The 13,705-nt window shown below is 50.3% G+C and carries 13 protein-coding genes; all 13 read right to left on the reverse strand.

Features of this window, described 5'->3' with window-relative positions; genetic code table 11:
• Positions 1-89: 89 nt before the first annotated feature.
• The 13 genes from GNP95_RS21525 to pdhA all read right to left on the reverse strand — a co-directional run bounded on the left by GNP95_RS21525 (position 90) and on the right by pdhA (position 13,636).
• Positions 90-2,369 (reverse strand): type IA DNA topoisomerase, encoded by a 2,280-nt coding sequence (locus tag GNP95_RS21525; RefSeq protein WP_155612894.1) that lies wholly within the window; start codon positions 2,367-2,369, stop codon positions 90-92.
• Between the two features lie 138 nt (positions 2,370-2,507).
• Positions 2,508-2,999 carry a dihydrofolate reductase gene (locus GNP95_RS21530; protein ID WP_155612895.1) on the reverse strand — a complete coding sequence of 164 codons (492 nt, stop codon included), beginning with the start codon at positions 2,997-2,999 and terminating at the stop codon, positions 2,508-2,510.
• Between the two features lie 38 nt (positions 3,000-3,037).
• On the reverse strand, positions 3,038-3,832 hold the full coding sequence (gene thyA / locus GNP95_RS21535) for a thymidylate synthase (protein ID WP_155612896.1): 795 nt from the start codon (positions 3,830-3,832) through the stop codon (positions 3,038-3,040).
• A 106-nt stretch (positions 3,833-3,938) separates the two neighbouring features.
• Positions 3,939-4,370, reverse strand: a complete 432-nt coding sequence (locus GNP95_RS21540) for an NUDIX hydrolase (RefSeq protein ID WP_155612897.1) — start codon at positions 4,368-4,370, stop codon at positions 3,939-3,941.
• Positions 4,371-4,396: 26 nt separating this feature from the next.
• A complete protein-coding gene (locus tag GNP95_RS21545) occupies positions 4,397-5,008 on the reverse strand; it encodes a LysE family transporter (protein ID WP_230873941.1) in 612 nt (203 codons plus the stop codon).
• Between the two features lie 60 nt (positions 5,009-5,068).
• Positions 5,069-5,659: a nucleotidyltransferase family protein gene (locus tag GNP95_RS21550; RefSeq protein WP_155612898.1), complete on the reverse strand. Its 591-nt coding sequence runs from the start codon at positions 5,657-5,659 to the stop codon at positions 5,069-5,071.
• Positions 5,652-6,125: a VOC family protein gene (locus tag GNP95_RS21555; protein ID WP_155612899.1), complete on the reverse strand. Its 474-nt coding sequence runs from the start codon at positions 6,123-6,125 to the stop codon at positions 5,652-5,654. Before GNP95_RS21555 ends, GNP95_RS21550 begins: the two co-directional genes overlap by 8 nt.
• 126 nt (positions 6,126-6,251) lie before the next feature.
• Positions 6,252-7,136, reverse strand: a complete 885-nt coding sequence (locus tag GNP95_RS21560) for a Gfo/Idh/MocA family protein (RefSeq protein WP_196427278.1) — start codon at positions 7,134-7,136, stop codon at positions 6,252-6,254.
• Between the two features lie 185 nt (positions 7,137-7,321).
• Positions 7,322-8,161, reverse strand: a complete 840-nt coding sequence (locus GNP95_RS21565) for a hypothetical protein (RefSeq protein WP_155612900.1) — start codon at positions 8,159-8,161, stop codon at positions 7,322-7,324.
• A gap of 546 nt (positions 8,162-8,707) precedes the next feature.
• Positions 8,708-10,123 (reverse strand): dihydrolipoyl dehydrogenase, encoded by a 1,416-nt coding sequence (lpdA, locus tag GNP95_RS21570; RefSeq protein WP_155612901.1) that lies wholly within the window; start codon positions 10,121-10,123, stop codon positions 8,708-8,710.
• 4 nt (positions 10,124-10,127) lie between these two features.
• A complete protein-coding gene (locus GNP95_RS21575) occupies positions 10,128-11,435 on the reverse strand; it encodes a dihydrolipoamide acetyltransferase family protein (protein ID WP_330163557.1) in 1,308 nt (435 codons plus the stop codon).
• 26 nt (positions 11,436-11,461) lie between these two features.
• Positions 11,462-12,439, reverse strand: coding sequence for an alpha-ketoacid dehydrogenase subunit beta (locus tag GNP95_RS21580; RefSeq protein ID WP_155612902.1), 978 nt, complete (start codon positions 12,437-12,439; stop codon positions 11,462-11,464).
• A gap of 84 nt (positions 12,440-12,523) precedes the next feature.
• Positions 12,524-13,636 carry a pyruvate dehydrogenase (acetyl-transferring) E1 component subunit alpha gene (gene pdhA, locus GNP95_RS21585; RefSeq protein WP_230873942.1) on the reverse strand — a complete coding sequence of 371 codons (1,113 nt, stop codon included), beginning with the start codon at positions 13,634-13,636 and terminating at the stop codon, positions 12,524-12,526.
• Between the last annotated feature and the right edge of the window lie 69 nt (positions 13,637-13,705).

Below are 13,705 nucleotides of genomic sequence, written 5' to 3' on the forward strand. Positions count from 1 at the left end.
TTTCAAACCGATTTTTAAAGACAGAAATAAGGTTGCCTATTTCAGGCAACCTTATTTCATTTTTGCGTTTAATGATAAATGTTTGCAGACTATTCTTCGGCCCGCTGCAAATCCAGTTTCCCGCTCATGGAATCGGCGAGCACGATCCGCGCCTTAAAATCGCCTTCGGGCTGCTTGAAGGTCAGCAGCTGCGTCTGGCCTTTGCCGACCAATGATGTCAGCATATTCACGGAAATATTCTTGCCTGCGTATTCCTTCCAAATGACAAATCCGCAGCCTTGTTTATAATGCGTGCAGCCATACCCTTTGCGCCCTTCGATAAGCTGGCCGCCGCAGCCCTCCCGGGGGCAGGGCGCAAGCGGCTGCAATGAGCCGGGCGCGGAGCCGCTTACGCGTTTTTTCCCTGCCGTATCCGGTTTTTGGGGCTCGTTTCCTCCGCTCTGCTCTGAACCATACGCTTTGCGCTGGGACGTGCCCTTCGCTTTCAGGCCTTTCCCGCGTCCGCCCTTCCGTTCTTCCTCCTTGATCTCGAATAAGGAAGCATCCGCTTTTGGCTGGACCCGGACTTTATCGATGATCGACAACGTGAAGCGCTTGACGTTCTCCATGAACTTCTCTCTGGCCGCCTCACCCTTCGAAATTTGATACAGCCTGCGCTCCCACTGCCCGGTCATCTCCGGCGAGGTCAGCAGCTCAATGCCAGCATGGCGAATGAGCTCGATGGCCGTCCTTCCTTTTTGGGTTACGGTAATCCGCTTACCCTGCATCGTAATGTAACCGACGTTTTTGAGGCGCTCAATCGTCGCGGCCCGTGTAGCCGGCGTGCCAAGCCCTGCGTCTTTCATCGCGTCCCGCAGCTCCTCGTTCTCAAGCTGCTTCCCGGCGCTCTCCATCGCTTTCAGCAGCGTCCCCTCCGTATAAGCCTTTGGCGGCTGGGTAGCCTTCTCCTTCGCCTGCGCATCCAGGCACTGGACAGGCTTATCTTTCTCGACGTGGAACGGTTCGCTGACCAGTTCTTCCTGCTCCTCTTCCTCATCCTTCTTCTTCCCGCGGCTGCCAGCCCGCGGATCTTCTGGCTGACATACTTTCCAGCCCAAGGACAGCAGTTCTTTCACGTTCGTCTTGAAGGTTTCGCCGGCAACCTCGGTGAGCACGGTATGCTGCTTGTACTCCGCAGGCGGGTAGAAATGCGAGAGAAAGCGGCGAATCACCAGATCGTACACATTCTGCTCTTCCTTGCTGAGCGTCCCGGCCCGCCGAAGCGTCGGCAGGATCGCATGGTGATCCTCGACCCGCGCCGGGTTGCAGACCGATTTATTGCCCACGTGCACAAGCCTAGGATTCGCACCCTCCACCAGCTGCTGGTACGGGCCGGATTTGAGCATATGAAGTGCTTTATGCATCCCGTCGATATTTTGCTCTGTCACATAATTAGAATTCGTCCGGGGATAAGAGATCACTTTATGCCGTTCATAGAGCGCCTGCGCTAGATCCAGGGTCTTCTTGGCCGAATAGCCGTATTTGGCGTTCGCGTCACGCTGCAGCAGTGTCAAATCATACAGTTTGAACGGATATTCCTTCGTGTCCTTGACCTCGTACTCGCTAATCCGGCCTTCCTTGCCCCGCACTTTATCCGCGATAGCTGCCGCCTTCTCCGCATCTGTTAGACGATCACCCTGCCAGGTCCCCGTATACTTGCGGCCAAGCTGCTCCAGCTCCGCCTTTATTTCATAATAGGTCAGCGAATCAAAGCTCTCGATTTCCTTTTGCCGATCGTAAATAAGCGCCAACACGGGAGTTTGTACCCGGCCGACGGACAGCAGCGTACGATGCTTGGTCGTAAAAGCGCGCGACGCGTTCATGCCGATTAGCCAGTCCGCTTCGCTTCGCGCTCTCGCCGCCTGCGTCAAATTCTCGAATTCCGCCTCCTCATGCAAGGAATCGAAGCCCTTCTGGATACTCTCCGCCGTCAAATCGGAAATCCACAGCCGCTTAACGGGCTGCGTCAGCTTCAACTGCTGTTGGATCAAAGCGAATATGTACTGGCCTTCCCTCCCGGCGTCGCAGGCATTGACGATGCAATTGCAGCGCTTGGCTACTTCGCCGATGGTCTTCAGTTGATCCTTCGTTCTCGGATTAGGCACGATCTTGAATCGATCGGGCAGGATCGGCAAATCGCCGAAGTTCCAGCGCTTATATTTCTCATCGTAAGCGTCCGGCTCCGCCAGACCCAGTAAATGGCCGATCGCCCAAGTGATGATGTAATGCTCGCCTTCCAAATACGATCGATTATTTTTCGCTCTCGGTTCGATGACGGCAGCGATCGTTCGACCCATGTCCGGTTTCTCTGCGATTACGAGCGTTTTCATCGGTTAAGCCGCCTTTCTATCACAATTACGTCTTCATTTCCTCTCTTATAGCCAAAACAAAGAGCTGCGCTCCGCGCAGCTCCGATGCACACTCTATTATATCATATTTTAGAAGATTGCTGTTTTAAATTCTATTCTTTAGCCCTTGCGCCGTTCATAGATCATAAAGCGGTGATCATATAAATTTTTCTCATCCCGAATACCAGGGATCTCTTCGGCTAAGGCAAACTCCGACCAGTCCAGCGGAGGAAAATGGACGTCTCCTTCAAATGCTGCGTCGATCCGGGTAACGAACAAACGGTCGGCATACGGAATAAACTGCCCGTATACGCTGCCCCCGCCGATAATCATCAGATCAGCGTCCTTCGCAATTTCAAGAACCTCGTCTACCGAATGCAGTACTTCGGCGCCCTCAGCTTCATATGAACGGTCACCCGTCAGTACGATATTCCGCCGTCCAGGAAGCGGCCTGACTCTTAAGGACTCCCATGTTTTTCGGCCCATGACGACCGTCCTGCCCTTGGTCTTCTGTTTAAAGAAGTTCATGTCGTTTGGCAATCTCCAGGGCAAATCATTGCCCTTACCTACCAAGCCATTGCGATCCATGGCCCAAATTAGCGAAATGCCCATATAGCATACCCCTTTTCTCCCCTATTAAACTGCGGCTGCTATACGGCTACCGTTGCTTTGATCGCCGGATGATGCTGATAGCCAACGAACTCGAAATCTTCATATACGTAATCAAAGATCGAATCCGGCTTGCGTTTGATCACCAGTTTTGGCAGCTCATAAGGCTCTCGTGTCAACTGCGTCTTCACCTGCTCCAAATGATTGCTATAGATGTGGACGTCCCCGCCGGACCAGATGAATTCGCCAACCTCCAGCCCGCATTGCTGCGCCACCATATGGGTCAAGAGCGCATAGCTGGCAATATTGAATGGCAGACCGAGGAATGTATCGACGGACCGCATCGTCAGCATGCACGACAGCTTCCCGTCCGCGACATAAAATTGAAACACGAAATGACATGGCGGCAGCTTCATGTTGTCGACCTCCGCCACATTCCAGGCGCTGACGAGATGGCGGCGTGAATCGGGATTGTTCTTGATCGCTTCGATTACGTTGGCAATCTGATCGATCTTTCTGCCGTCCGGCGCTTCCCAGGACCGCCACTGCGAGCCGTACACCGGGCCAAGGTCGCCATTCTCGTCCGCCCATTCATCCCAAATACGAACGCCATTTTCTTTTAGATAAGCTATATTCGTGTCCCCTTTAAGGAACCATAGCAGTTCATGAATAACCGACTTCAAATGGATTCGCTTCGTTGTGACAAGCGGAAATCCCTGACTCAGATCAAAGCGAAGCTGGCGGCCGAATACGGACAGCGTGCCCGTGCCCGTGCGGTCTTCCTTGACCGTTCCGTTATCCAGCACATCCTGCAGTAAATCTAAATATGCTCTCATGTATCGCACCCCGTACTATAGTCTATTATCAAATTCTAAATCATTATAGCAAAGTGTTCCGCAGATTGGGAGCGTAGACTCAATTTAAGATACGCCAATTGCTGTATTACTTCGCGCGAACGCCCTCGTCATAATAGGCTACCTCGGCGCCTCGTCGCACAATATCCCTAAGCTTCTCCTTGTAATAGGGCATCAGCTCATCGGCGCGCTCTACATCGATCCATTCGATGGCTGCAATTTCATCCGGCCTGACAATCTCCATCCGCCCTCCGGTAATCCGCCCGCGGAAAGTCACGAAGACGACATGCTGCCCAAGCTCCGTAAACAAGCCTTCATTGACTGCCACTACGCCGCCGATTTCCACGTCCAGTCCGGTCTCCTCCTTCGCTTCGCGGATCGCTGCCGTTTCCAGCGTCTCTCCATGCTCTACCGAGCCTCCCGGAAGGGTCCATGCATCCCTGCTATTGTTTTTGACCATCAGGATTTTCGTCTCGTCTTCATTAAGCAGCAGCGTATATACGACATCAACACGTCTCATATGAACTTACTTCCTTTCCCCTTACATTAAGATGAACGAATCATTCTAACCGCAAAATACAGAATCAATACGCCTACAGCGCCGTCCAGTATTTGAAGCAGCGTCTTGGGCAGAAATTGCCCGATAATGCTGCCGCCCAAGGCGACAAACAGGAGGAAAACCAGCGTCGACAATACCGTTCCTAACCCAAAAGCATAAATTCCAGCTTTGCTTAAACCGCCTTCGGCAATTTTGGCTGTAAACAATCCCGCCCAGAATACAATCGTTAGCGGATTGGAGGCTGTAAGCAGAAGACTGGACAGAAAAGGCCTGTCCACCTCAGCGACACTCGATATGCGAAAATGGGACAGCAGCTCTATGCCAAAGGCCGATAATACCAGGTTCATCCCAAGTGCAAACAGCACGGCAAAGCCGAATATGCGCAATCCCCGGTTAACCTTAGGCCGCTCCATTAAGGAAGCTACGCCAAAGATAGCCAGCAGGATGAACATCGCATCGACGAAGGTGACGGCCGCCACCCCGGCCGCTGCTTCCAGCAGCCCTTGCTTGCTCGCCACATTAAAAATATATATACATACAGGGCCAACAGCCAGCTGCAAAATCATCCCGAACCTGAACCCTCTTAAAACAACCATCATTGCAGTTTCCCCCGGCACCAGAATGCAGCATCAATTAAGCATCTTTGCAAGCGTTGACGATTAATCGGTGATCCAAGTGAGCAAAGGCCAGTCCTGCAGCCAGTTTTTCCTGCGAACCCTCTCCAAATAGTATAGCTGATCCGTAAAAAGAGGACTTCGCCGCACCACCATGCACAGCAAATCGTCCAAACCATAAGGAGCACACAGCTCCAATTCATCTTGATCTGTCAAACGAACTCCAATAGCCGTGGCGGTCTCCGGCCACCTGCTCATCGCATCCGCCGTTGACGTATAGGGCAGAGCTCTGTTGCGGATATGCATGCGCGCCTGATTTTTCACCGACCATCGCGGATTGCCGCTCTCTTCGATCAACCGTGATTGCAGCGCTTCATCCCGCTCTGCACTGCAAAGCCGTGGATCGAAATAAATCACATCAATATCCTCATGGCGAAGGCGAGCCTCATAACCATGCAAACAATCCCATATGTAACCCCGAATATACCCGGCAGCAATATAACAGTCAGGCAATCCCAGACTCCTAACGGTGCGCAGATCCTGCATCAACGGCTCGCAATCCCTAATTAGCCGCTTTACACGCTCTTCGTCCCGAACGCCTGCCTCGGGGCACAGCAGCTCGTTCAACTTATTCATTTCGACGAAGTCCCGCCAAGAGCTTCTCCCACTCGTCCAAGGAGAGTTTATCTGTGATATGCTTCAATTCAGCTGGCACCTCAATATAACACATCAGCTCAAGACTATTGCCGTCCGGATCATTGAAATAAACCGAAGCATTGCCTTGGTTCGGCCGTACAAAAGGCTGCACCGTGCTTCTGCTCCCAAATGGAACAGCCTCGACTTCGATCGATGCGAGCCAATCCAGGGATCGTTTCAAATCGTCATATGCCACGCGGAACGCAATATGCCGTAAGGACGGATGGTACGGAGTTTCATGCTCCGAGCCTTCCCACAGTCCGAGCCAACTGAGACCTTCCTCGATCCAATAAAATGCCGTATCCTCATCCCGCCAGGCTAATTTTAGTCCCAATTTGCTGTAGAAGGCCATTGAAGCCTCTAGATTTTTAACCGGCAAATGCGCCTCATACAGACCTTGAATCATTCCCATCCCTCCATAAAGCAGCAATATCCATTGCATTCATTGCAAAGACCGCCACTTATGTAATTACATTATATTGTAAAGCAATTGACCACTAATTTAAATGACAAAAAAAGCACTTTCCAGTGCTTACAAGTCATAGGACATGCCTGTTTCCCTGCTACGGTTTGCGGCTTCCAAGAAGCTGATTACTGCAAGGGTTTCCTTCGGAGCTACCGGAGATATTCCCTTGCGAAAAAAATGAGCGACCTGCTCCAGCAGACTCTCATAATACGGCTTGCCTCCAGGGTGAATACCCACATGATCACTGCCGCGTTCTCTGTGAATGACGGCACCAAAGCAGCCGCCCTGCCGCCTGCCCCGTACGACGCCAATCCGGCCATCCGCCCAGGTCCCCGTCATCACCTCATGACCCCCGCTGCAAAGCGTATGAACTTGGCGACTGCTATGCCCCATAATCGCGAACAGCATCTCTGCCGCGTGAATGCCATACCAGAAATAATCCGCCTGGCCATGCACGAATGGCATCGGCCCGTACACATCCGCCCCGATAATATCACCGTGGCCAACACGCTCCAGCGCGTCTGTCAGAGCTGAAGCATAACGAAGCGACGAGGCACTCATGATCGGCACGCTATAACGTTCGGCAAGTGCGACAATGGCCAGCGCATCAGCAAAACATGTGGCAAAGGGTTTATCAATAAATACCGGTTTCCCGTAAGGAGCCACTTTACTGAACTGCTCCAGATGCGTGCTGCCGTCAACCGACTCGATCATGATCACATCCGCCGCCTCCGCAACAGCTTCGATGCTGCTAAGCATGGGTACGCCATATTCGCGAATTAGTTCGTTCTTATACCGGTCCACACGGCTGTAGCTTAATTCCATGCGCGAGGAGCCGCCAGGATAGGCGCAGCCAATCGTTATGCCGCGCAGGCAGGAAGCATCCGCAGCCTGATGGCGATGCAGCAGCGCCGCAAAAATGCTGACATGCGAAGTATCTAGACCAATCATCCCAATCTGAAGAGGGCGCTCCAGCTTGATCACCACGCTTTCAGATAATTTTGAGCCTTTTACTGTTTTATTTTATGAGTCATTGGAGCCTTTTTTACCTGTTGCGGTGCATTGAAGAGCAAAGAACAATAAGCCAGCGCAAAAAAGAGCGCTTTCGCACTCTTCTTACTGAACTTCTGCCGTTGTCATTTTGCTTGAAAAGAAACTCCGTCAAACACAAATGTATTCATTGTCGTTGCCGGGGCTCCCTGAATGGTCTCGGCGTCATCCTCCAGCAAACTTAACGTCCTCCAAAAGTAAAGAACATCGTCTTGGATATGGTACCCTGCCACAGTGAGCGAATAAGAATCCGGTATCATCGCATTCATTTCCATCGTAATGCCCTTCCAGGCTTCTATAACCCGTCCTTCCTCCATGTACCAGAGGTGGGCTATTTCAACGTCCAGTCCAGTGCCTCCGGTTCGCTCCACGGTCTCGTACAGCAGCTTATCGCCTACTTGAACAGGCGATCCCGGCTTTAAGGTCTCTACCTTCCAAGGGCTCTCGAAAATCAGTCGATAATTCTCCTCTGCATCCCGATTAAAAATAAAATAATGGCCAAGATGCACTCCCCCGTCGATCGCAGCTACTACTTCTGCTTCCCCATCCCCATCGAGATCGATCAGTTCGTAGGACAAGCCCTCCACATAATAATTGTCTTCTTTCCCTTGTTCAACAATCCAGTCTGTTACCTGCTGTTTCGTAATTCCATCGTCTCCCCGACCATTGCCCGCTCTCTCCGAATCGGTTACGATATCTATTCTATCGCTTTGCTTGTTCCAGTTCACTGTATAACCTAGTTCTTTGGCTAGAGAAAGAAGCGGGGCGTAAACTTCCCCGTCAGCTACTTCAAACCGGGACTTTAGTTGCTGTCCATCCAACGTTACGATTAACGGATGATCCGCTTCCACCGGAGGGGTTACCGTTATGCCAATTACCAACAAAGCTGCAACAGCTAAGGATCTGGCCTTGTCCTTATACTGCATCCATCCGTCCTTCCCTTCTCCGCAAGCGATTTCATATTAACATACAAGCTTTGTAAACTATAGTTACATCTTACCATTAATCTAACAGCTCTTGGTATATTTTTTGTAATTCTTTTTATTTGAATAGAACTAATGAATTAGCGCTATTAATAGCATCAAGAATCCTACGACTATCATAAATAAAAACGATAGCTTATCCTTGAACTTAAACCCGTTAAAGTACGGAAACACCTTCGTTATAAGAGCCAGAAACAAGGTGGTTAACCCTGCGCTTATCCCAAAATAAACAGTGCTCTTAGTCAAATTAAAACCAGCAAATTAACTGAAACATATAGAATTAGCGTAATCATTTTTCTAAAAATGATTGGCATTATACCTCCTCATCATCCGAATCGCCCATACAAGTGAATTTTACCAGACAAACTCTTATTTTGTAATCATTTCCTTTGTGATAAAAAAAGAGCTGCCCGCAGGTTTATATAAACCTGCAGTAGCAGCTCATCCATATGCTTAGGAGTTTGTGTAACTCTTAGGAGTTACGTGAAATTAACGGGAAATAATGTGGATCGGTTTGCCTTCGACAACCTCAGCCGCTTCCATCGCGATTTCGCCCAGTGTTGGGTGAGCGTGGATCGTCAGGGAGATATCTTCAAGCGTCGCGCCCATTTCAATCGCCAGCGCAATTTCAGTAATGAGGTTGGATGCTTCAATACCAACGATCTGCGCGCCGATGACAAGGTCGTTCTCCGCGTTGGCGACAAGCTTCATGAAGCCCTCAGGATGATTCAAGGAAACCGCACGGCCATTTCCGGCAAACGGGAATTTACCAGATTTGACTTTAATGCCCTTCTCCTTGGCTTCCTTCTCGGTCATACCTACGCTAGAGCATTCTGGATCGGTGAAAACAACAGCAGGGATCGCTTTGTAGTCCACAACTGAAGGCAGTCCTGCGATAGCTTCAGCCGCCACTTTACCTTCGTAAGAAGCTTTGTGAGCGAGTGCCAGACCTGGTACGATATCGCCGATCGCGAAGATTTTCGGATTGGATGTGCGTCCTTGATGGTCAACTTTAACGAGGCCGCGATCGTCCAGCTCAACGCCTGCCAGATCAAGACCAAGCTCGCCATCTGTGTTTGGACGGCGTCCTACGGTAACAAGCAAGTAATCCGCCGTAATTTCTTTACTTTCACCGTTCACGGTGTATTTAATCGTAACATCTTTATCCGTCTGAACTGCACTTTCTGCTTTGGCGTTGGTTACGATCTCGATACCTGTTTTCTCCATGCTCTTCGCCACAAGACGAGTCATGTCCTTGTCAAAACCAGGAAGAACCGTGTCAAGTCCTTCAATAATCGTTACTTTAGTTCCGAATTTGGACATCATTTGTCCAAGCTCAGCACCGATATATCCACCGCCGATAACAACTAGGCTTCCAGGAAGTTCTTGGAGCTCCAGCGCTTCTGTAGAAGATAGGATGCGTCCGCCGAACGGGAATGGCTTCAGTTCGATTGGACGGGAACCCGTTGCCAAGATGCAATGTTTGAAACGGTAACGAGGTGCTTCATAATCGTTAAAGACGCGAGCTTCGTTCTCATTAATGAACATCACTTCGCCATTAAATACTTCAACTTTGTTGCCTTTCAGCAAACCGCCAACACCTTGGGTCATTTGCTTAACAACGCCGTTTTTGAATTCCTGTGTTTTCGAGAAATCCACTTTTACGTTTTCCACAGAAACACCGAATACATCTGCATGTTTTGCGGACTCATATTGGTGTGCAGCGGAGATCAAAGCTTTAGAAGGAATACATCCGCGGTTCAAGCACACGCCGCCGAGTTCCGATTTATCTACAATCAGTACCTTTTGTCCGAGCTGGGCAGCGCGAATGGCTGCCACGTATCCGCCGGGACCTGCACCGACTACCAGTGTATCAATATCAAGAGAAGCGTCTCCTACGACCATGTTGTTATACCTCCATTACGAGCAGCTCAGGGTTGGAGAGCAGCTCTTTGATATAGTTCATGAAGTATTGAGCAGTAGCACCATCGATTAGACGATGGTCAAAGCTGAGGGACAGGGCCATAACCGGAGCTACGACAACTTCCCCGTTCTTCACAACCGGCTTCTCGCTAATACGGCCAGTTCCGAGAATAGCTACCTCAGGGTAGTTGATGATCGGAGTAAAGAACATACCGCCGGCAGAGCCGATGTTCGTAATCGAAATCGTGCTGCCTCTCATTTCGTTAGGGGACAATTTGCCTTCGCGTCCGCGAGCAGCCAAATCGCGAATCGCGTCTGCGATCATCCAGATGCTCTTGCGGTCCGCATCCTTGATCACCGGAACGATCAGACCGTTGTCCGTATCGGTTGCAATACCGATATCGTAATGCTTTTTGTATACAATTTCGTTGTTCTCTTCGTCGATCGAAGCGTTAAGCGCTGGGAATTGACGAGCAGCTGCAACAAGCGCTTTGACGATAAACGGAAGATAAGTCACTTTCGTGCCTTTCTTCTCGGCGATCGGTTTCATACGCGTACGGAACGCTACCAGCTCGGTTACGTCAACTTCGTCCATGATTGTAACGTGAGGAGCTGTGTACGCGGATTTAACCATCGCATTGGAGATCGCTTTGCGGATGCCTTTGAACGGTACGCGCTCTTCTTCGGCGCTTACGCTGACCGCTGCCGGAGCTGCTGCTGCTGGAGCCGCTTCTGCTGCTTTCGCGCTCTCTTGTGCTGCAGCCGGTGTTCCGCCGCCGCTCAGGAATGCTTCCACGTCTTCGCGTGTAATTTTGCCTGCTTTGCCGGAGCCTTGAACCTGGTTCAAATCTACGCCTTTCTCGCGAGCGAATTTACGTACGCTAGGCGTAGCCAGGATTTCGCGGTTTGGTGCCGCTGGAGCAGCAGCGCTGTCCTTGCCAGCCGCCGGATTCTCGGTTGCCGGAGAATCTTTCGTATCCGCTCCGCCTTGTGCTGCATCGGCTTCTTGAGCGCTATGCTCTTCTGCTGCGCCCTCTTGCTCTGGAATGTCGCCTTCAGCGTCGATAACAGCGACGACTTGACCTACGCGGAACACGGCGCCGTCCGTACCGAACACCTCTTGCACCGTACCATTTACCGGACAAGGAACCTCAACGACCGCCTTGTCGTTTTGCACTTCCATAATAATATCGTCGTCGGTTACTTTATCGCCGACTTTGATATGCATTTTAATAATTTCGCCTTCGTGAAGCCCCTCGCCAAGCTCAGGGAAACGATATTCAAATTTAGCCACCTGGAAGACCTCCTAGTTCATTAAGATTAAAATTCGAGTACTTTATTCACTCCTGCAATAATCGTAGCCGGAGACGGAAGCCATTGATCTTCGATTTGCGCGAACGGATAGACAGTATCCGGCGGAGCAACACGAAGAACCGGCGCTTCCAAGTGAAGGATCGCTTTCTCGTTAATTTGAGCGATAACCTCTGCAGCGATACCTGCAGATTTTTGCGCTTCTTGAACGATAATAGCGCGGTTTGTTTTCTTCACCGATTCAATAACGGTGTCAATGTCAAGAGGCACGAGCGTACGGAGGTCGATTACCTCTGCCTTAATGCCGTTCTTCTCAAGCTCCTCTGCCGCTTTAACCGCCGTATGAACCATTAGGCCGTAAGCGACGATCGTTACGTCAGAGCCCTCGCGAACGACTTTCGCTTTGCCGATCTCAACAGTATACTCGCCTTCTGGCACTTCTTCACGGTAAGCATGATACAGGTTCAAGTGCTCCATGAAGAAAACTGGGTCATTGTCGCGGATAGCAGAAATCATCAAACCTTTAGCGTCGTAAGGGTTGGATGGAATCACTAATTTAATACCCGGAGTTTGCGCGATCAAACCTTCCAATGCGTCTGTATGCAGCTCAGCTGCTTTAACGCCCCCGCCGAACGGAGTACGGAATACGATCGGCGCGTTGTAGCGGCCGCCGGAACGGTAACGCATACGGGCTGCCTGAACAACGATTTGATCGAGCGCTTCAAAGATAAAACCTACGAACTGGATTTCAGCAATCGGACGGAATCCTTGGATCCCCAAACCTACTGCCATACCGCCAATTGCGGATTCTGCGAGCGGCGTATCGAATACGCGCTCTTCACCGAACTGTTTTTGCAAGCCTTCCGTAGCACGGAATACGCCACCGACATTTCCGACGTCTTCCCCGAAGATCAGAACGTTAGGGTCACGTTCTAATTCCACGCGCATCGCATCACGAATCGCTTCTTTTAAATTCATTTGTGCCATTAGATTCATATCCTCCTCATTAAGAAACAATCAGACTTTTACTGCCAAGCATTCATTAATGCTCTTTGGTCCTGCTTATCGTCCTTACTGGAATTCTGCTTTTTGCTCTTCCAGATGTTTAGGCGTCGTTTCAAACATGCTATCGATCAGACCAGGAATGGTCATTTTTTCGGTTTGCTCAGCTTTTTTGATTTGCTCGTTAACCGTAGCTTTGGCTTCTTCCTTCACGCGAGCGGTATCTTCTTCTGTCCAAAGGCCTTTCTTCTCCAGGTATTTGGCAAGACGTGCGATTGGATCCTTCTCGCTCCACTCACCTTCTTCTTCTTTCGTGCGGTACTTGGAAGTATCGTCGGACAAGGAGTGTGGACGGAAACGGTAAGTAACGGCTTCGATCAATGTAGCACCTTCACCATTGCGGGCGCGCTCTGCTGCTTCTTGAACAGCGCTGATGACGGCAAACACGTCCATACCGTCGATTTTCACGCCGCGGATCCCTGCTGCAACCGCTTTGTGAGCGATCGATAGAGCTGCGGTTTGTTTGGAGAACGGAGTTGTGATCGCATATCCGTTGTTTTGCACAAAGAAAATAACCGGCAGTTTATAAACTCCAGCAAAGTTGAGTGCTTCGTAGAAATCGCCCTCGGAGGATCCCCCGTCACCTGTGTATGTGATAGCGACTTGCTGCTGCTTCTTCAATTTGTATCCCATAGCGATACCCATGGCATGAAGCACTTGGGCGCCGATAATGATTTGTGGCATAAGTACGTTGACGCCTTCCGGAATTTGACCGCCGTGCTGATGTCCGCGGGAATACAGGAATGCTTGATACAGCGGAAGACCATGCCATACGAGCTGCGGCATATCACGGTAGCCCGGGCAAATGAAGTCGTCCTTGTTCAGAGCGAACTCGCTTCCCACCATCGTAGCTTCTTGGCCAGATACAGGCGCATAGAATCCAAGACGGCCTTGACGGCCCAGGTTGATGGCTCTTTCATCCCATGTACGGGTAAATACCATGCGGTACATTAACTCTTTCAATTGATCATCACTTAAATTAGGAACTTTATCTTTGTTAACGATTTCACCGTCCGGGGATAGCACGGACAAAGCTTCGACTTCCTCAGTGTATACTTCGTAAGGAACCCTGCTCTTGTTCTTGCTCATTTTCTTCACCTCGACAAAAAATTTGATTATCATGTGCTGCTGTTATAGAATTATTATACATCTGTTCCACTCAATAAGTCAAAGATATTCCGGTAATTTGTA

Origin of the sequence: Paenibacillus woosongensis, from assembly GCF_009725165.1 — a bacterium.
Classification (GTDB): Bacteria; Bacillota; Bacilli; order Paenibacillales; family Paenibacillaceae; genus Fontibacillus; species Fontibacillus woosongensis.